The organism is Streptomyces sp. NPDC006923 (assembly GCF_040635655.1).
Lineage (GTDB): Bacteria > Actinomycetota > Actinomycetes > Streptomycetales > Streptomycetaceae > Streptomyces.
Window position 1 is genome coordinate 483493 of the sequence record NZ_JBEYIF010000005.1, and the last position, 18234, is coordinate 501726.

Consider the following 18234-nt stretch of genomic DNA (forward strand, 5'->3'; position numbering starts at 1 on the left):
GGGCGAGGTGACGCGCGGTTCAACCCAGAACATGCCCGCATCGTTCCGGCCCTCCGCGAGGCGCGTTCCCGTTACGGGAGGGCCGCTCGACGGCGGGCCGAAAGCCGCGGCGGCGACGTGATTCGGGACAGTCCGCCGGCTCCCTTCGGGTCGACGGCAGGCGCGCTACCGTGCTGCGGACGGTAGCCGCCGAACCGAAGGGTTCGGCGGCTACTTGTTACTCAGGCTTCGGTGGGTTCTGGGGGCCCCATGTGTCCTCGGTTCCGTGCGACCGTGTTGCCCTGCTCTGCGGCTCGCAAGAGAGACTGGGCGACTCGCGCCGCGTCGTCGGGGGACAGCAGGATTTCCTGGGTCCAGAGGATCGAGAGTCGGACCGTGCCTGTCAGCAGGTTGGTAGCGACGTCGACTTCCGCCTGGTCGCCTGTGGCGTCTCGGACGTCGCCCAGGGTTGGGTCACTGCTGAATGCGCTCATGGCCTGAGTATCACCCTCAGGTGTATGGCCGGGGGGTGTCGGCCTGGATGCGCCAAAGCGGGGCTGTGCACTGGTCGGGGCGGGTGCTGATCAGGAGGGCTCTGAGGTCTTCCCGTTGAGTGCCGTTGAGTGCCGTTGCGGCCCAGGTCTTCTGTGGTGTGGCTGGCTCCGCGGCTGCCTCTGTCTCGAACGGGGCGACCTGGTCGAGTGTGGTCTTGGAGGCCAGGGACCGAGTTGGCCGCGTATCCGGTCGGCGGGAATCTCGCCGTCGAGGCCGGGGCCTGCGATCAGTAGGCGTACTGGGCCGTCTACTTGGCGGCGTGCCGCGAGGGCGAGTGCTTCTGCGAGAGGGCTCGGGAGCGTCGGTTCGTCTCCCCGGGCAAGGATGTCGCCGCCCACGTCCAGGTCGATGCTCTCGGGGGACAGGTGGCGAATCCAAGCTTCGAGTTGGCGTGTGATGCCACCGGTCCACGGTGGCTCGTATGTGGATCAGGTCACGGTGGAGTCCCACGCGATCGCCGTACACGGGCCGGTTCAGTCCTCGATGACCGGCCGGACGGGCGAGAGGAACGGGTCAAGGCGGATATGGATCTCGCCCCTGGCCATGACGCGGACGCGGAATGCGCCCTGTCCCGGAGGGACGTCCATGTCGGGGCGCGCTCGTAGAGCAGCCCCCACGAGCCGGGGAAGCGAGTGGCGATGTGGTGCAGGAGGTCGTCGAGGTCCGTGGTCTCGTCGCGGCGGCGGTTCATCAGGCCGTTGGCCAGGACGAAGAACTCGCCGTTGTGGACGTTCAGTACGACTTCGCCGGTTGCCCAGTCGATCGCCGCGATTCGCGCCCGTAGCTCGGCGATGCCCGCGTGGAGGCTTCCCGCGTCCGCCTCCTCGGGTGATTCGGCGATTCCGAACCAGCCATGGAACTCGTACATCGCCGTCATTTCAGCGCATTTGTGTCGATAGCGGGCTCAATCCCATAACGCAGGCCGCTCGGCGTCGACTGCAAAACCTTTTACGGCATGTGGTCGCACGTCCACTACGGAAACGTCGGCCGGGCCGCCGGCTTCGACTCCAAGACGCTCATTGAAGGGGCCTCCGTCGCCGGCCCCGTCCTCGTCGGGCAGGATGACCCCGGGGACCACATGACGATGCAGACCGGGGTCGACTTTTTCGACGAGCGTGGCCTTGACCTGACCAGGGAACAGTTCCGTGCCTCGGTGACCGACATGATCGGGCAGATGTATGCAGAGCGAATGGACCAGGTGAAAAAGAAGTAGCCAGGGCCCGGCCCGGCCCGTCCGTCACAGGCCGGGCCGGTCTTCGCTGGTCAGGACGCGCTGAGCAAGTGGGTAATTGACGAGCCGTGCGGCGGAGGTATTTCCGGAGCCGACGGCTATGGGGCGATGGCGATATATGGGCAACCGACGGCTGCATGGATGTCTCGGCACCGTGGTGGGGCTGTTTCTTGCGGTGCTTACTGCGACGCTTCTCGGCAGGGCATTGAGCGCCTGCGACGCTGGAGTGAACAATGCGGCGAACAGCACCTTCCTGCTCTTCCTTTTCATCCCATGCCTCTGGGCTGTCCTGCTCCTGGGCTGGATGGCGGTGGGCGCCCTCCTGGGGAACCGGCCGCTCCTCCACGCTCTCGCCCTCGTGGTGGTACTCCTTGGCCTTTCCTGGTGCGCCATCTCGCTCTTCTGGAGCGGCGTCACCTATGACTGTCCCAGCGGCGTACCCCCGTGGTGGCCAGGCTTCCTTCCCGCCCCCGGGTTCTGAGGAAGGGCCGGGGACCGGCGCTGTGGCTCCGCTCCGGTTCCGGCCTCCACTCGCTGCGTAACTGAAGTGGGGGCATGAGGGGCGTCCGGAACGGGGTCGTAGGCGGCTTTGGCGGGCCCGTTGACACGTTGTGGGCGCGGTGCGCGGCGGCTGGGCCGCCTGCTGCCGGGCACACCCTCACCCGCTCGGCCACGATGTCGGCGAAACGGCCCTGACCTGGTGTTTTCTCTGATTCCGCCTAGGCTGGGCAGGTCTACTGGGCGCGATGGGAGGGGTCTTGGTGAGTGGGGACGGCACAGGGTACGACGCTGCCCGGATCGAGGTGCTTGAGGGGCGGGAAGCCGTTCGGAAGCGGCCCGGGATGTGGATCGGCTCGACCGGCGAACGTGGTCTGCACGGCTTGGTGTTCGAGGTCGTCGGCCGGGCGGTGAACCAGGTTCTGTCAGGGGGCGGAGGCCGCGTCGATGTCACGCTCACGCTCGACGGCTGCGTGCGGGTAGCCGACGACGGGCCGGGGGTTCCCTTCGACGCCACCGGGGACGCCGACCGCCCGGATCTCGAAGCGCTGCTGACCCGCATGCCTGCCGGGCCCCAGCCCGCAGGCTGGTACATCGGGGCCGTAAGCCACTTCGGTGCGGGGCTTTTCGTCGCCAACGCCCTGTTGAGCCGGCTGACGGCCGAGGCGCAGGGCGCGGGGGCCGGCCGGGTGGTCCAGGAATACGCGCGCGGAGTCCCGGTCACCCCGCCCACCGCCGTGGGGTTGGCGACCGGTAGCGGTACGACCATCGCGTTCTGGCCCGACACCGAGATCTTCACGACGACGCGATGCTCGTTCGCTGTCCTGGCGGAGCGCTTCCGGCAGGTTGCCTTCCTCAACCGGGGCCTTGCGATCTCGCTGACCGATGAACGCCCCGTGGCCGGGCCGAGGGCGGTGAGCTTCCGGTTCCCGGACGGGGTACGGGATTTCGTGGCCGCCCTCAACGCGGAGACCGGGCCGTTCCTCCATCCGGACGTCATCGGCTTCGAGCGGCAGGACCCGCGCATCGCGGGGACGATGGAGGTGGCCCTGCTGTGGAGCGACGCCGGCGAGGAGTGGCTGCGCAGTTTCGCCAACAGCCGGGCCACCCCCCAGGGCGGCACGCACGTGGACGGCTTCCGCGACGGAGTGGCAACCGCGGTCATCGGGTACGCGCGGGAGCAGGGACTGCTGGCAGCGGCGGACCCCGATCCCCGCGCCGACCAGATCAGCGAGGGTCTCACGGCAGTCGTGTCCGTGAGACTCGACCAACCCGAATTCGTCGGCTCCACACGCGGGCAGTTGGGCAACACCGACGTGCGGGACTGCGTCGAGGAGGCCGTGCGGGAACACCTCGGCAACTGGTTCAAGGAACACCCGGAACAGGCCGCGGGGATCGTCAACCGAATCCTCGGGGTGGCTGCATAGATCACCAGCGGGAACGGCTCTTGGCGGACTGGAAGCGAGGGGCGCCGACTGCGCGTCGTGCTTCCGTAAAGTGCATTGTCGGAGGAGTTGGGCGACCCCTCCTTCCCCGGCGATGCGCGATTTATTTAGGCGGCAAGTATGTCGAATTTTTCCGACTGGCAGGACAGGATGCTGCGGGCAGTCCGGCGGCAGGAGGAAAGTGCATCGGAAGAGGTGCTGGCGTGGATGTCTGACCTCTATGACGAATTCGGAGAAATGCCGGAAAGGGGATTCTGTGAATTCTGGACCTTGCGAACCTTTGCTATGGCGAGAACGGCCTTCGAAATGATCGGTAGGTCCGTGGAGGAGGAGACGGGAAAAGGGGTTACTGGGCAGGAGTTTTGTTACATTGATTATCTGCGCGACCCGGATTTGGGGCCGGTCGGCGTAGTTCGCGTCAAGTCCATGGAGGTCTCGACGCCGGATTGGGGTGAGGTTTTGGGCGTCATGGCGGAAGGAGTACAGGAATTCGTCATGAGCCACTATCGTTTGGTCTGGCCCGTCTGTGGTGATCACGACTGCGGTCTGCATGTGGGTTATATCCATGAGACCGCAGTCTGGAGATGCAAGGGCGGGATCACGGGTGGTCATGTGGAAAGAGCGATTGATCCTGCCGTTCAGATATAGACCACGGTGAACTTTCCCCGCGATCTCGGGCGTCGGAGCCCGGCCGCCACAAGGCGCTGCGGACAACGGCTCGATGGCCCTGACCTGCCAGGATGTCCAGCGGGTCAACGCGTCCGCAGCCGCAGCGCCGGCGGACCGATTGACCGGTGACGACAATCGGGCGACTTGCTCACGGGTCACCCGGATTGGTTGCCCGTCCCGCAGCCCGAAGGGCTCACCGATCACGCCGATGAGCCCTCCGGGTCGCCGCTCCCACCGCCTCGCGGAAGTTGCCGGGGGCGGGGATCCGTGTCGGCGCCCACCACGCCCGTGAGACCCCCGGACCGTCAGCCCGCCGTCGGCGGCGTCGGGACCCAGTCCGCGCCCGGGGCGGTCTCCGTGCCGTCGGCGAGGATGGCCGTCACCCAGTAGTAGTGGGTCGTGCCGGAGGCCGCTGTTGTGTCCGTGTACCAAGTGAACGCATGCGGGTCGGCACCGGTCAGCGGCTCGTACCGGGCCGCAGCCCGGTCCCAGCGGTACACGCGGTAGCCTGTCGCCCCCTCGACCGCGTTCCAGGACAGCTCCACCGCGCTCTGCGTTCCCGTCTGGGCGTTCAGGTACAGGGGCGAACCCGGGGGAGTGGGGACGGTCGGTGTCAGGTCCAGCGCGGTGACGATCCTGACGTCGGCCGCCTTGGTCCATCGGTAGTTCGAGTTGCCGCTGGTGTCGACGGCGTCGATCCAGAAGCAGTGCTCGCCGCCGTTGGGCTTCGCCGAGTACAGGTAGTGCGTTGTGGACTTGTTGAGGTAGGCGTACTCCATGCCGCTGCACATGGTCTCGCCGTCGTCGCTGCGCAGTACCGTCCCGACGTAGACCACATACCGCGCGAGGTCGGACTCGGTATTCGCCTTCCAGTTCAGCGTGATGCCGTACTCGGTCGCCTCGGCGGTGACCCCGCTGACGGCGGCCGGCGGGGTGAGGTCCCGGACGGGGACGAGCGTGGTGACGGACGCGGTGCCGGAGGCGGCCGACTCGCGACCGCTGTAGTCGTAGCCTTTCACCACGTAGTGGTACGTGGTCTCGGCGGCTGTGGTCATGTCAGTGCAGCTGTACTGCTTCTGGCCGTCGGCGAGAGCGGTCAGCCGCTCGTCGCACCGCACCGGCTCGCCGGTGGTGTCCACCGGCAGGGACGTGGAGCGGTAGACGTGGTAGTCGAAATAGTCTCCGCCCGTTGCCGAGTTGACCTTCCAGGTCAGTGCCGCTCGATTGGCGTCGGCCCGGGCGGTGACGTCGTGCGGCGCCGCGACGGGGCGCGAGACCTCCACACCGGCATAGCCGGAGTACCGGCCGGCCCCGTCGATGGACCGCACCAGGTACGTCCGCCTCTCGGACCGGGGTGCCGCGGTATCGGTGTAACCCGTGGTGGTCGTCGCGCCGAGGAAGTGGATGCCGCCGTTGGTGGCGCGCCACTCGACGGAGTACTTCACCGCTCCCGGCACCACCTTCCAGGTCAGTTTGTTGCCGGCGTCCAGGCCCTGCGCGGCCAGTCCGGCCGGTGGGACCACGGCGATGCTGGTGACCGGTACGTCCGCGCTGCCCGCGGAAACGTTGCCGGCCTTGTCGTACGCCCGGACCTCGTAGTAGTAGGTGCTGCCGGCGGCTGTGGGAAGGTTGGCGAACGAGGTGCCGGTGGTCACACCGACGTAGCCCCAAGTGGTTCTGCCCGACTCCCGCCGGTACACGCGGTAGCCGGCGAGGTCCATCTCCTTGTTGCGGGCCCAGGACACCAGGGCATTGGCGGTGGCATTGTCGAGCCTGCCCGTCACTGCGGTGGGGGCGAGCGGCCGGACCTTGTCGACCGTGGCGGTGCTCCGGGGGGCGTAGGAGAACTTGACGTTCGCGGACCCGGTCCAGGCGACGAAGTCGACGCGCAGGGTGTGCTTGCCGGCGGGGACAGTGAGATTGACGTTCTTGCTCTGGGTGCTGGAGACGTTCCGCCACAGGTCGATCTTGCGGACGCCGTCGAGGTAGACGCGGATGCCGTCCTGGGATGCGGCCGAGAACGTGAACGGACCACCCGAGCCGAAGTCGCGGGCGACGCTCCAGCGCACGGCGAAGTTGTCCCGGGGCAGGGTGACTCCTGCCGGGTCACCGGTCCCGTAGTTCTCGCTGACGGCACTGTCGCAGGTGGTCAACTTGGGGGTGCCACTGAAAGCGGTGTTGGCGTAGAACTGTGCCTTCCAGGCCGGAGAGGTACAACTCACTTCCGCGATGGCCGGGGTGGTCGTGGCGCTGAGCAACGTGCCCGCGACGACGCAGATGACGCCCGCCGCGCTGACGCCGCTCAACCGGCTATGGGGTCTCACAGAAAGAGGCTTCCTTTCAACAATGATCAGCTGGACCAGGAGGTGACCATCGGAAGCCTCATTTGGTTGTACATCCGGTCCCGCGCCTCCGCACCGATCGCAGGGTCCCCGGTCCCGGCCACGCCGGATCCCGGGCAGTCTTGACGACCTCGTGCGATCTGCTCGGAAAAGGCTGATCAGGGGCGTTCTGGTGCGGATCTGGTGCGGGACCCCTGAACTGGTCTGGACAACAACGAAGCCCCGGGCCGCCAGCCTGAGGCTTTTGATAAGAGTGGGCGATGGGAAGCGAACTCGCGCTCTGAGCTTGGGAATCACCCGGTATTGCGTAGGCTTGCCCGCCTCTGACCTGGGGAAACGCGCCCCTGGGAGCGTGCCGTAGTGGCTTCGTTCGGGCCCCTGCTGACCGCTGTTCACCGTCCTGACTGGCACGTAGTGGCACGCCCATCCCCGGGTGGTCGGCTGAGACTCTGGTGGTCGGCCGAGAGCTGAGCGGGAGCGGCCGCATTCGGTACGGCCGTAGACCCCCGGTACGGCAGCGGGGCCCGGACCGTGCGTAGCGGCCCTGGCCCTGCCCCCGTGCGGTGCCGCCCTGTGACAGTGGTGCGTCAGTTCTGCGCGGTGTCATCGCCCGTCTGCCGGGCGCCCTCGGCTGCGCCTGCCTTCTCGCGGATCTTGCGCACCAGCTCCGCCTTGCGTTCGGCCGCTCCCTGGCGGTCGAGGTTGCGGTGCGGACCATTGTTCTGCCGTTCGGCGCGGGACAGCCTCTTGCGCTGGCCGCCGCCCATGCCCACAGGGTTGTTGATGTTCTTGCTCACCGTCATGGGTTCTCCCGGAAAGATGTGAAGTGATCTACGGATTCATCGGTGGGGGGGACGGGCGTGGCGACGTCGAGGGACGTCAGCAGGGGCCCATCAGGCTCTCACTCGTAAATCGGAGTCCTGGCCTTCGGCCGAGTATGCGCCGTGCACGGACATGCTGGTCATGTATCGGTGCAAGCGCGAGACATCGATCCCGAGCTCCCCGATCGCCCGCGCCCCGGCCGTGCCGGCCATGGTGTCCAGCCGCGGGGCAATCGCGTCCAGCGCCCGGCCACCTACGGCAGGAATCCTTGTACCGCTCGGCAAGAGCATCCCGATGTGGAGGGGCTTACCGGCCTTCAGCGCGTGACGATCCCCGGGGCAGGTGCCCGGCGGGCCGCGGGACGGCCGGCGCGAGGCCCGCGCTGGTAAGGTTGGGGCACGCTTGCAGAGATCCTGGGCCCGTGCCGGACAAGGTACGGGCCCCGGTCCGTTCAGGGCGCCGAAACGAGGAACCCATGAAGGCGAAGCAGCCGGCCTCCGGTCGCTCCGGATCCGGCAGGTCCGACCAGGGGAGGGCCCCGCGGGGGGAGCTCTCGGTGCCGGGGACGCTGGCGCCTGGCCTCCCGCCGGCCGGGTCCTTCGCGGAGCTGGAACTGCCGGTCGAGCTGATGGGGGTGCTGGCGGGGCTCGGGGTACGGGAGCCATTCCCGATCCAGGCGGCCACCCTGCCGAGCGCGCTGGCCGGCCGGGACGTCCTCGGCCGCGCGCGGACCGGCTCGGGAAAGACCCTCGCCTTCGGGCTTGCGCTCCTCGCACGTACGGCGGGCCGGCGCGCCGAACCGAAGCGCCCTCTCGCGCTGGTCCTGGTGCCGACAAGGGAACTCGCGCAGCAGGTGAGCGAGGCGCTGACTCCCTACGCGGAGGCGCTCGGGCTACGCTCGGTGACTGTGGTCGGCGGGCTCGCGATCAGCCGGCAGGTGGCGGCGCTCCGGGCGGGTGCCGAAGTCGTGGTGGCGACGCCGGGACGGCTGGCCGATCTCGTCGCCCGGCGGGACTGCCACCTGGACCGGGTGCGGATCGCGGTGCTGGACGAGGCTGACCAGATGTGCGACATGGGTTTCCTGCCGCAGGTCTCGGAGACCCTGGACCGGATGCCCCCCGGCGGGCAGCGGATGCTGTTCTCCGCGACGCTCGACCGGAACGTCGATCAACTGGTCAGGCAATATCTGAGTGAGCCGGTGTTCGCCACGGTCGACCGGGCGGAGGGCTCGGTCGCGACGATGGAGCACCACGTACTGAACGTCCATCCCGCCGACAAGTACGCGACAGCCACCGAGATCGCTGCTCGGGACGGGCGGGTGCTGATGTTCCTGGACACCAAGCACGGTGTGGACCAGTTCACCCGCCACTTGCGGAGCAGCGGCATACAGGCGGGAGCTCTGCACAGCGGGAAGTCACAGCCGCAGCGCACGCACACGCTGGCCCAGTTCAAGGACGGCGAGATCACGGTGCTGGTGGCCACCAACGTCGCTGCCCGTGGCATCCACGTCGAGCACCTGGACCTTGTCGTCAATGTGGATCCGCCCTCCGACCCCAAGGACTACCTTCACCGCGGCGGGCGCACCGCGCGTGCCGGGGAGTCCGGCAGGGTGGTCACGCTGGTCACGCCCGGCCAGCGCCGGGACGTGAACCGGATGATGTCGGACGCCGGGATCCGGCCCACGGTCGCTCAGGTTCGTTCCGGCGAGGAGAGGCTGACCAGCATCACAGGCGCGAAGCGCCCGCCGGTGCAGGACGGGGTGAAGACCGGCAACGCGGCGTTCCGAGGTCTGGGCACCCGCACGGGCCGCCCGCCGAAGGAATCCCGCAAGGCCGCGGAGGCGCGCACGATGGCGGAGGCCCGCAAGGCCGCCCGAGCGCGCAGGGCCCACTGACGGGCGGTACGGCCGCCGCGGTCGGGAGACACAAGGAGGCACCCACTGCCTCGCACCGAGTGGAGCGTCAAGGAGTGCCGATGGCGAACAGGATCCAACGACCCCAGGAGGACGCCGAGTTCGAGTTCATCCTGGCGAGGGCGGACGTGCCGGTGCTCGCGTACTTCCACGGGGTGTGGCCCAAGGCCGCGGCAGCATGCAAGGAAATGGATCCCCTGGTGCGGGAGGTGGCCGATGCCTACCAGGGCCGACTGATCGTCGTGCGGGCCGACATCGCAAGGTGCCCCAGCCCTGTACGGCGGTACGGCGTCACCGGAGCGCCCTCCTTCGTGCTGATCGATCGGGGCGAGGCGATGGCGGCCGGGAGCGGTCCGATGTCCAGGACCGCGCTCGGGGAGTTCCTGGACGCCCACCTGTGAGCAGGCCGCATACTCTGAGCAGGCCGCATACCGGTCGGCGAGGTTGTGCCCGCAGTGACCGGCCCGGGCTCCCTCGCGGCCGCAGATGTACCACTCTTCACCGAAACCGGCGAGTGCCCTGGTGAGGTCCTGGTGCTCGCGCACGGCGGCTCCCCGTCGTGGCCGGAAGTCTGCTCAGCGAACGACGAGATCGAAGCGAACCTGGGCGCCACGCGAGTTCAAGTTCAGTAGCGGACGGGCTTGAGCGACCGCAACTTCCATGTGCTGATTGTCGGCGCCGGTACGGCCCCCCAGCTCCCGCCGTTCTCCTCTACCAGGCTCTCGACAAGTAGGAGGCCGCGCCCCGACACGGCGTTGTCATCGGCGTGCAGGGGAGTGGCGCAGCCCGGCACGCCGTCGATGACGGCAATGCGCAGGAAGCCGTCACGTACGTACGACGAGGCGCAGATCGATCTCCGTGGTACCGCTGTGCACCATTGCGTTGGTGAGCAGTTCGGAGACGAGCAGCATCACCATGTCGGTCAGCGCTTCAAGGCCGCAGTACTTCAGTTTCGCGGCGGCGATTCGGCTGCCGGCCCACCCCCTCCTGCGCCGGCGAGGTACGAACACGGCCTTCCCGCAGCCGGCGTCGAACCGAGCCGGCGGCCTTACCCCTTACTCGCCGAGGATCGTCTCCCGGGCCGCTCGCGTCCAGATGGCTTGCTGGCTCGTGCTGAATCCCATGCGGTTCCAGTGGAACAGGATGTGCCGAGCGAGGATGCTGCGTGTGCCGAGGCTGAGGCATCCTTCCCGGTCGGCGTCGGCGAGGGCTTGACCGGCGTGCTCCACTGCTGCGGCCCAGTCGGCCAGGGGCGCGAGCGGGCCGTCGGCCGTGAGCAAGGGGCCGCTGTCGGCGGTCAGGAGCTTCCGTAGCGTGCCTGTCATGGTGCTCACCCGCTCGGCGGGTACGTCGTCCGGCAGCGCTCGCTTGGCCTCCACCTTCGCCCAGATGTCGCCCTGCTCGCTCCATTCCTGTCCGGCGGCACGCAGGAACAGGCTGATCAGGAGGAGCGAGGTCGCCTTGGGATCGAGAAGCCCTGGGTCGGTCCTGGTTGTCGTACGGCGCAGGTAGTCGAGGACGCCGACGCTGTCGGCGTGGAAGAGCTTGTGAGCAATGGCGGTACCGGCCGAGCCGCCGAACGCGAAGGACTCGGGTTCGTAGAGAGACGGCCACCAGCGCCTCGCCACGCCCCACGAGACCATGCTGTCGAGAGCATCGGCGATGTGCTTCTTGACGTCCTCGATGGCTCCGGCCGGGCCGGGCGAGATCCGGAAGCGCCAGCAGGGGTGCTTGCGGACGAACCACCAGCCTCCGACCATACCGGCCTCCGTCGCCTCTCCCAGTGCAGGAACCAGGTAGGCGAGGACAGTCTGTTCAGCTGTCGGGTAGTCGGCGAAGTCGATGTACACCTGGAACCAGCCGGACGGGTCGAGTCGGTCGTCGAGTGCGGCTCGACCCGCGTCGCGATACAACTCGATGGCCTCAGCGAGACGTTCGACGGACGTGGGCACCCGAGGGGCGGCTTGCGCGAGTGGCGTTCCAGCGAGCACGGCCAGGATGGCTTCTTCGGCGGCTCCCGTGTCGTACCGGTTCACCAGGACTTCCCTTCGAGAAGCGGGCAGTTCAGACGAGCAGCAGGCAGGTGTCCCAGTCACAGGCCGGCAACTCGTCCGCCTCGGCGCTGTAGAAGGCCAGGGCCGCTCCGGCTGAGCCGTCGAGGAAGCTGATGTCCTTCGGGGGATCCACTGCCAGGAAGCGTTCGCTGAGTTGCGGCAGGTGGACGGTGAGTGCGGTCGGCGTCTCCGAGTCCGTGGCGACGCGTTGCACGACGCGCATCAGCCCGCCGACGCCGTGGCAGAGGCCGCGTCCGGCCAGGTGGTTGAGCTGAACGGAGTCGGCCAGACAGTAGAGAAGAGCCCGTTCGGCCATGCGCTGTCGCGTGGGGTCGCCCAGGGCGATGCCGGCGAGCTGCTGGGCGCGGGCCAGACCAGGGGTGCCGTAACACCAGGACGGTGCGGCGGGCCCTCGGGGAACGGCGGCGTTCTCGGTAACCCAGCGAGCCCACCAGGTGCCGTGGTGGTTGGTCTGGCGCACCCCGTCCAGCCAGCGGCAGATCCGGCGCATCGCGTCGTCCTGGCCGTCCACCGTGATACCGCGTCGGCTGGCCAGCGCGAGCAGGGCGAGCGGTCCGCTGATTCCGTGGGCGACGCCGACGTTCGCGTGGCCGCCGGGCGTGGGTGCGGCAAGGTCGGTGGGACCGTGCCACACCCACCAGCCCGGCAGCGTTCGACCGCTGGGGCCGGACGGGAGCGGTTCGGTCAGGCGTACCAGGTAGGAGAGGACTCCCTTCAGGACGTCGTTGTACGGGGTTCGGCGCAGGAGGAGGGCGCCCAGCCCGGTCAACCCGCGCAGGAGGTCGTACTCGACGAAGCTGGTCTGTTCGCCACGGTCGATACGGGCGTGCGCCGCGTCCAGACGCCGTTGGGTATGTATGGCAACGACGGAGTCCAGGGTGTGCAGCGCTCCCGCGTACCGGTCGCTGTCGGCGGCTGCGAGGTTCATGGCGTACGCCATCGCGGGCGCTCCGAGAAACAGGCCAGCGCTGTTGCCGTCGATGAGGGGCCGATCGGCCGCGGCGGAGAGCCAACGGTGCACCGTCTGCCAGGTTCCAGTGTTCCGGTGGGCTCGCTCGATGTGGAGCAGCGCGGTGCCCAAAGGTCCTTGTGAGAGGGACTGTCGGCTGGTGGTGTCAGGGCTCATGGCGGGCACGGCCGGCAGAGCGGTCGCGGAGATGGTCACTTCGGTCCTCCTCCGTGCCGCGCGGTCCAGGACAGGGCGGCGGCGCGTGCCATACGGCGGCATGTGGCTTCAGCGGCGGTGTCGATACCGGCGGCCCGGTTGTGGTGCATATGGAGCAGGGAGGGCAGGACAGCGGTCGGATCGGCGCCGCTGTCCATCAGCGAGGCGCGGTAGAGAGCGAGGGCTTCCCGGCGTTGCCTCCACGCCTTGGCGACGTCCTCTCCTCCTGGCAGGGCGCGCAGGACAGCGAAGTCGTCGCCAGGTCTGGTCAGCCGGACGACCTGGGCCTGTACGTCGCGCGCGGGCGCCGTGCCCTCCCCTTTCAAGAAATGCTCGACCAACCAGCGGTGGCCGGAGGCGGGATCTCCGAGGAACCCAGCGGTCAGATCAACGAAGCCGGCCGCGGTGACCGCCGGGCGCTGCGCACGGGGAATGGAGAGGGCCAGCTGCGCGACGGCCGCTGCGGAGTCGGAGGCAAAGACCTGTTCGGCGGCGTCCAGTACAGAACCGGTGCCATAGCGGCCGGTCTCGGGCTCGTCGGTATCCCACTGGACTCGGCTGATTACTCCGTCGTTACGAAGGACTGCTGCCCACGTCCCGAGGCGTTGCGCGACGTCACCGAAAATGTCCGGACCGGGAAGGTGCAGCCGGAGTCGGAGGTGGCTGCCCGGATCGCTGTAGCGCGTGAACCACCACGGCGGGGGGCTGCCCCAACTGTCCAGCAGAGACGTCAGATGCGTCGTCAGGATCTCCGGTACGCGGTCGGGATGGCCGTAGAGCTTCACGTACGCCCACGCGGATGTGCCGGGCAGGCGCCCGCCGTCACGGCGCAGGACGACCGGGCCGCTGGTTCGTGGTGCGGCGTCGGGAGGCAAAGTGGAGGCGAAGGGCATGGTGATCTCGTGGGCCCGGCCGTCCAGCCAGCCGTACGCGTCGTCGCCAGGTGCTTCATGCACGGTCACCGTTCCCGTGCGCGTGCGCTTCAGCTCCATACGGAGCATCTGCACATGGGCCGGCTCGTCGAGGTCCAGTCGAAGCTGCTGGTCGTCGGAGCCGATGTAGACCGTACGGGTCACTCCGAGGCGGCAGCGCCAGTCCGTGAACTGGTGGTGCCACGGTGCTCGGCCGTCACCGGCAACGTCGCTCTTCCGCAGCCGCCAGCAGGCCGGCGAGAGCACCGTACGGCCGAAGCGGACACGGGGCAGGAACGGCATCCGGACTGCTGCTCCCCACGAGAACGGAGCCAGAACGGCGGCGTGGGCCCGGTGGGATTCGCAGAGGAAGCGGACCAAGGGGTGGGTGGCATTGGTGAGTTCCACCGCGTTCATGACCGACGGCTCGATGCGCTCACCCGTCGAGAGCGACACCAGGAAGAGGCGCTGCGCGTCCGCACCGACGGCGAGATCGTCCAGGTCCAGGGTGGCGGCGGGGTTGTGCTCGCTCAGCGCCAGCAGGCGCGGCAGGACGGCGGGAGCCCTGCTGACGTTCCGCGCATCCGGAGCGGCACGACGAGACGGCCACCATCCACGAGCTGCTCGGTCCAGGCCGGCGGAATGTCCGCAGCCTGCACGGTGACGAGGATGCGGTCGTACGGGGCGTGCTCCGGCACTCCGAGTTCACCGTCGCCCGTGACGACATGCGTCCGGCTGCCATAGCCGGTCGAGGCCAGGAACCTCTCGGCCCGCTCGGTGACCTCGTGATCGATGTCCGCGGTGACGACCAGGCCATCCTCGCCGACGATCTCAGCGAGATAGGCCGCGTTGACACCGCCGGATCCGATCTCCAGGACGCGCATCCCGGGTCCGATGCCGGCCTGTTCGATCTGCATGGCCTGGATGCGCGGTGCGGATACTGAGCTGAGCTGTACCCCGTCGGCGTCCGTCTTCGTAATCACGGCGTCCTCCACGCGGTAGGTCTTCGCCACGTCCACATCGGGGGTGGCGAGATGGCGCGGTACGGTGCGGAAGGCCGCCTCGACCCGCTCGCTCCGGACAGCCCCCAGCTTGACCAGGCTGCCGACCATCTCGTCGCGCAACTGCTTGTCGGAAGAGGCGGGTTGAGCTTCTTCGGTTCTCATGTCGGGGACGTCATTCATTGGGGTTCTCCTTCTCGACAGTGCGCGCCGAGGGTGGCTGCGAACTTGCTCTGTGCGACCCGGCGCGAGGCCTCCGCCTCGCGTGGTGAGCGAGCGTCAAGCCGCTCGCCTCGCGTCGGGATTTGGGACCGCCCAGAGGGCCGGGCCGAAGCATCCGGACCGCCGGGTGGTTGTCTGGGAAGTGGACTGAGACACAAGGTCGCCCAGTTCAACGACTTTGACACGGCGCAGGGTCCGTACGAGCTGGGAGGCGAGAAACCATTGCGCCTGGGGACGGCGTGTCGTACGGGGGCCACGAGGTGGAGCTGTGGGGTGATGTCCATGCGGATCGCCTGCCGGAGCCCGGTGTCGACAGGTGCCGTTTCCTCGGTGGGGAGGGCCGCCTTCACCGCGGCCACCGCCTCTGCCGAACAACGGTATCGAGGGGCCTGAACGGGGCATACCGTTGGGTGCGGTGGTCCGTTTGTGCGGTACCCGCGCTGTGTCGCTCGACCATCTCCGGCATGGCAGCAAGCTTCGATGCGCCACGAACAGAGGACCCGGACAGTTTGTCAGGGTCCTCTGTTCCCACAGATCAGGGCAGTTGACGAGCCGTCATGTTGTGGCCTCCATGGCTCGGTCGATCGTGTCCAGCACCGCTTCCCACGGCAGGTCTCGCCCGGCGGCGGCCGCGCGTGGCTCGTACAGCGGCCAGATGTCCTGGCCGTAGACGAGGTGAACGTCGGCCTCTAGCAGCGCGGCGATATGGCGCCGCCAGGCGGGGTGGCGGGCGTGAGCGGCGTTCACCCTTGGGAAGACGACGACCGGTAGCCCCAGGGTGCCGATGGCTTCCCCCACCTGCGTCAGCGCCTGGTTGTCGGCGATACCCGTCGCGAGCTTGGCGACCGTATTCGCGCTGGCGGGGGCGACCACATAGCAGTCCACGCTCGGGTGCGGCCTTGCCTCGCCGGGCAGCCGTGGTTCGTCTCGTACCGGCAGGCCGGTCAGCTTCTCCAGCCGGTCGACTTCACCGTTCATCCGCAGCCACCGGCCGGCCGTCGGGGTGAGCGTCACGGCGACCTGCCACCCGCGTGCCAGAGCAGGTCCCACCAGCCCGGTGCGCAACGTTTCGACTCCGCCGGCGCTCGTGCCCACGACCCCGAGGACTCCGCGCTTCTTGCTGTTCACTCCACCGCCCTGCATCGTTGAGCCATCATGAACAACTCCGACGAACGAGCGCTGCCGGTGACCGGCGATTGTTTGATCAGGTCGCGCAGCGTGTCCCGTACACGGGGATTGTTCCGTACGAGCTGAGCTGACGCGTGCTCGGCAGTACACAGCTCCGCGAACGCGCTGTCGCCCTGGCCCGCCAGTGAGAGGGCACGGGCGTGGTCGATGCGGTGGGAGACACCGCGCTCCGGGGGCATGTGGTCCACATCGATCTGACCGTGCTCCACGACATACGAGATGTTGTCGAGGTCCAGCTCCACCGACAGCCGGTGCAGCAGGACATTCGTCGGTCCGAAGCTCGTCTGCCAGTGGTTCTCGTCGGAGCCGAGCTGGTCGGCGAGCGCCTCCGCTCGGTTCAGGAGACTCGTCGCCGTGGCCCGGTCCTGATGCCGGGCCGCAGCGATGGCAGCCCGTAGATAGATCATGCCCAGCAGGCTCAAGGCGGCCGGATCGCTCTCACCGACCCGGGCCGACAACCACGCCGACGCGGTGTCACCCAGTTCCATGGCGTCGCCATACCGGCCATTGGCCAGCAAGGCGTGTGTGCCGGACCGCGCGGCGGACGCCAGGACCAGCGGGTCGCCGGATTCGTCGGCGGCCCGCATGGCTCGTTCGGCGGCGAGCCACGAGATGTCGGATTCCCCGATCTTCGCGAGCGTGGTGGCGGCGAGGTGGTGCACCCGGGCGGAAACGGCCCAGCAGTCCCGGCGCTCCGCGGTGGCGCGGGCGGCACTGTCCTCAAGCTCCTGAGCGGTCTGGAGGAGGCCGGGGAGCCTGGCGATCACCTTGCCGAGCCGGCCGGACTGGTAGTCGTCCCAGGTCTGCTCCACGAGTTCGGCGGTCGGGCCGGGGCTCGGGAGCTGTGCCTCGGCTTCCGGTCCGTACAGCAGCCGGGAAAGACGACGCGGACTCATCAACGCGTCCCGCACGGCCGGGACATCGTCCTGCTGTCTCTCGTCCTCCATGAGTACGGGCTGGCCGACCAGGTCTCCGAGCGGCACGCGGAGAATACGGGCCAGTTCGGCGAGCATGTCGATACGCGGCGGTTTGCGCCGACCGGACTCCGCTTTCGCCAGCCAGTCCGTGCTGCGGCCGACAAGCCCGGCCAGTACCTGCTGCGTGTAGCCACGGCGTCTGCGGTGGAAAGCGATCCGCTCGCCGATGCTCAGGTGATCTCCGAGACCACGCATACGTGCTGCCTCCGTGATGTAGGGGCGCTCCCCACGATAGCGACGCGGCAACGTGATGGACGGGGCCGGAGCTTCGGACGATCCCAACGCTGCATGAGCTCAGTGTGAGAGCAGTGGTGCGTGGAGGCACGGACGATCTGTCCGGTACTGAGTGATCAGTGGAAGCTACTGGCCTTGGTGTTGCCGGGGAGCCCAGCGGCCGGAAGGGCGTGCCTGCGGCGCTTGGGTAGCTGCGGGTGCGGTTCCCGCGTCAGGATGGGCGGGTGACGGTGAGCGAAGTGGATCTGCTGACGTTGCTGCGTGAGATCGATGATCCGGAGTGGCTGGAGTGGCCGCGGCATTACGACCGTGGTGAGCACGCCGTTCTGTTCGGGAGTCTCGTGGCCCTGCTGGAAGACCGCTTCGCGGCTCGCTGCACCGCTGGTCAGGACACCCAGGACTCCAGTGAGTACGGACGTGTCGTTGTACCGGCGGAAGCAACGGTGTGCGAGACCCGGATCGTCGTCTGCGTGAGCAAGTTCGGCTCCCTGGCTCTCGTCTGTGCCGATAACCCAGGTGCCTTCCTGGGTACGGACGAGGCCCAGGCCGAGGGGGAGTTGGACGCCGCCGATCTTGCCAAGGTCCATCGAGCGTTGGTCGACCTCGGATATGCGGTGGTTCCCGAGGAACTGCTGGAGTGCGACTACGACGGGCCGAGCCAACTACCCCATCACGTTCAGCGGCCTACCTGGTGGCATCGCTTCTTCGGTATCTTCTGACTGATCACGTCCTGAGGGCCAAGCTGGTGCCGATGCGGCACCCGTCCGCCCACATGCGGCTGGATGGAGGCTTTTAGCCTTCGTTTGCGCCATGTCGCAACAACTCGCATTCGCATAAACTCACATCCGCATGACCCAGTTCACAGGAATGCGTCTCGCCATTCGAGAAGCCTGGCGCGGAAAGCTCCGGAGCGGCGCGGTAGTCCACTGAACCTTGGCTTCTGCTAGCGAATAGGGCTGGTGGCGGGCTAGGCAAGCCGAAAATGGTCTAGATAATAACGAAGCCCCG

Annotated in this window: 17 protein-coding genes and 2 pseudogenes; 6 read left to right on the plus strand and 13 right to left on the minus strand. The window is 68.1% G+C overall.

Annotation, left to right across the window (positions count from 1 at the left end):
• Positions 1–221: 221 nt before the first annotated feature.
• The 4 genes and pseudogenes from ABZ707_RS13155 to ABZ707_RS13170 form a co-directional block, all read right to left on the minus strand.
• Complete coding sequence (locus ABZ707_RS13155; protein WP_360172422.1) at positions 222–473, minus strand: hypothetical protein; 252 nt, start codon at positions 471–473, stop codon at positions 222–224.
• Positions 474–563: 90 nt separating this feature from the next.
• On the minus strand, positions 564–932 hold the full coding sequence (locus ABZ707_RS13160; protein WP_360172611.1) for a DUF1152 domain-containing protein: 369 nt from the start codon (positions 930–932) through the stop codon (positions 564–566).
• A 75-nt stretch (positions 933–1007) separates the two neighbouring features.
• Positions 1008–1121: an Imm7 family immunity protein gene (locus tag ABZ707_RS13165; protein ID WP_360172614.1), complete on the minus strand. Its 114-nt coding sequence runs from the start codon at positions 1119–1121 to the stop codon at positions 1008–1010.
• Positions 1122–1186: 65 nt separating this feature from the next.
• Positions 1187–1411 (minus strand): annotated as a pseudogene (locus tag ABZ707_RS13170) (Imm7 family immunity protein); the annotation flags it as partial.
• Positions 1412–1486: 75 nt separating this feature from the next.
• Here ABZ707_RS13170 and ABZ707_RS13175 point away from each other — a divergent pair.
• The 3 genes and pseudogenes from ABZ707_RS13175 to ABZ707_RS13185 form a co-directional block, all read left to right on the plus strand.
• Positions 1487–1747 (plus strand): annotated as a pseudogene (locus tag ABZ707_RS13175) (polymorphic toxin type 44 domain-containing protein); the annotation flags it as partial.
• Between the two features lie 764 nt (positions 1748–2511).
• Complete coding sequence (locus ABZ707_RS13180) at positions 2512–3690, plus strand: DNA gyrase subunit B (RefSeq protein WP_360172425.1); 1179 nt, start codon at positions 2512–2514, stop codon at positions 3688–3690.
• Between the two features lie 138 nt (positions 3691–3828).
• Positions 3829–4356, plus strand: coding sequence for a hypothetical protein (locus tag ABZ707_RS13185; protein WP_360172428.1), 528 nt, complete (start codon positions 3829–3831; stop codon positions 4354–4356).
• A 326-nt stretch (positions 4357–4682) separates the two neighbouring features.
• Here the strand turns inward: ABZ707_RS13185 and ABZ707_RS13190 are convergent, their stop codons facing one another.
• Both ABZ707_RS13190 and ABZ707_RS13195 read right to left on the minus strand, forming a co-directional pair.
• Complete coding sequence (locus tag ABZ707_RS13190) at positions 4683–6701, minus strand: PA14 domain-containing protein (RefSeq protein WP_360172431.1); 2019 nt, start codon at positions 6699–6701, stop codon at positions 4683–4685.
• A 605-nt stretch (positions 6702–7306) separates the two neighbouring features.
• Positions 7307–7522, minus strand: coding sequence for a DUF6243 family protein (locus ABZ707_RS13195; RefSeq protein WP_360172434.1), 216 nt, complete (start codon positions 7520–7522; stop codon positions 7307–7309).
• A 494-nt stretch (positions 7523–8016) separates the two neighbouring features.
• On the opposite strand from ABZ707_RS13195, the gene ABZ707_RS13200 reads away from it, so the two are divergent.
• Both ABZ707_RS13200 and ABZ707_RS13205 read left to right on the plus strand, forming a co-directional pair.
• A complete protein-coding gene (locus ABZ707_RS13200; protein WP_360172437.1) occupies positions 8017–9435 on the plus strand; it encodes a DEAD/DEAH box helicase in 1419 nt (472 codons plus the stop codon).
• 80 nt (positions 9436–9515) lie between these two features.
• The gene (locus ABZ707_RS13205; protein WP_360172440.1) at positions 9516–9854 is read left to right on the plus strand and encodes a thioredoxin domain-containing protein; all 339 of its coding nucleotides are present in this window, start codon (positions 9516–9518) and stop codon (positions 9852–9854) included.
• A 423-nt stretch (positions 9855–10277) separates the two neighbouring features.
• Here ABZ707_RS13205 and ABZ707_RS13210 read toward each other — a convergent pair whose 3' ends face one another.
• From ABZ707_RS13210 to ABZ707_RS13240, 7 genes are all read right to left on the minus strand, one after another.
• On the minus strand, positions 10278–10463 hold the full coding sequence (locus ABZ707_RS13210; protein WP_360172443.1) for a hypothetical protein: 186 nt from the start codon (positions 10461–10463) through the stop codon (positions 10278–10280).
• A 45-nt stretch (positions 10464–10508) separates the two neighbouring features.
• The gene (locus ABZ707_RS13215) at positions 10509–11489 is read right to left on the minus strand and encodes a thiopeptide-type bacteriocin biosynthesis protein (protein WP_360172446.1); all 981 of its coding nucleotides are present in this window, start codon (positions 11487–11489) and stop codon (positions 10509–10511) included.
• Positions 11490–11517: 28 nt separating this feature from the next.
• Entirely contained in the window at positions 11518–12693 is a 1176-nt protein-coding gene (locus ABZ707_RS13220; protein WP_360172449.1) for a lanthionine synthetase C family protein, read from the minus strand.
• Positions 12690–14237 carry a thiopeptide-type bacteriocin biosynthesis protein gene (locus ABZ707_RS13225; protein ID WP_360172617.1) on the minus strand — a complete coding sequence of 516 codons (1548 nt, stop codon included), beginning with the start codon at positions 14235–14237 and terminating at the stop codon, positions 12690–12692. Before ABZ707_RS13225 ends, ABZ707_RS13220 begins: the two co-directional genes overlap by 4 nt.
• Positions 14135–14788: a hypothetical protein gene (locus ABZ707_RS13230; protein ID WP_360172452.1), complete on the minus strand. Its 654-nt coding sequence runs from the start codon at positions 14786–14788 to the stop codon at positions 14135–14137. Before ABZ707_RS13230 ends, ABZ707_RS13225 begins: the two co-directional genes overlap by 103 nt.
• Positions 14789–15382: 594 nt before the next feature.
• Positions 15383–15955, minus strand: coding sequence for a flavoprotein (locus ABZ707_RS13235; protein WP_360172455.1), 573 nt, complete (start codon positions 15953–15955; stop codon positions 15383–15385).
• Positions 15952–17187 (minus strand): helix-turn-helix domain-containing protein, encoded by a 1236-nt coding sequence (locus ABZ707_RS13240; RefSeq protein WP_360172458.1) that lies wholly within the window; start codon positions 17185–17187, stop codon positions 15952–15954. Before ABZ707_RS13240 ends, ABZ707_RS13235 begins: the two co-directional genes overlap by 4 nt.
• A 263-nt stretch (positions 17188–17450) precedes the next feature.
• Between ABZ707_RS13240 and ABZ707_RS13245 the strand changes: the two genes are divergently transcribed.
• The gene (locus tag ABZ707_RS13245; protein WP_360172460.1) at positions 17451–17945 is read left to right on the plus strand and encodes a hypothetical protein; all 495 of its coding nucleotides are present in this window, start codon (positions 17451–17453) and stop codon (positions 17943–17945) included.
• The last annotated feature ends 289 nt before the right edge of the window (positions 17946–18234 follow it).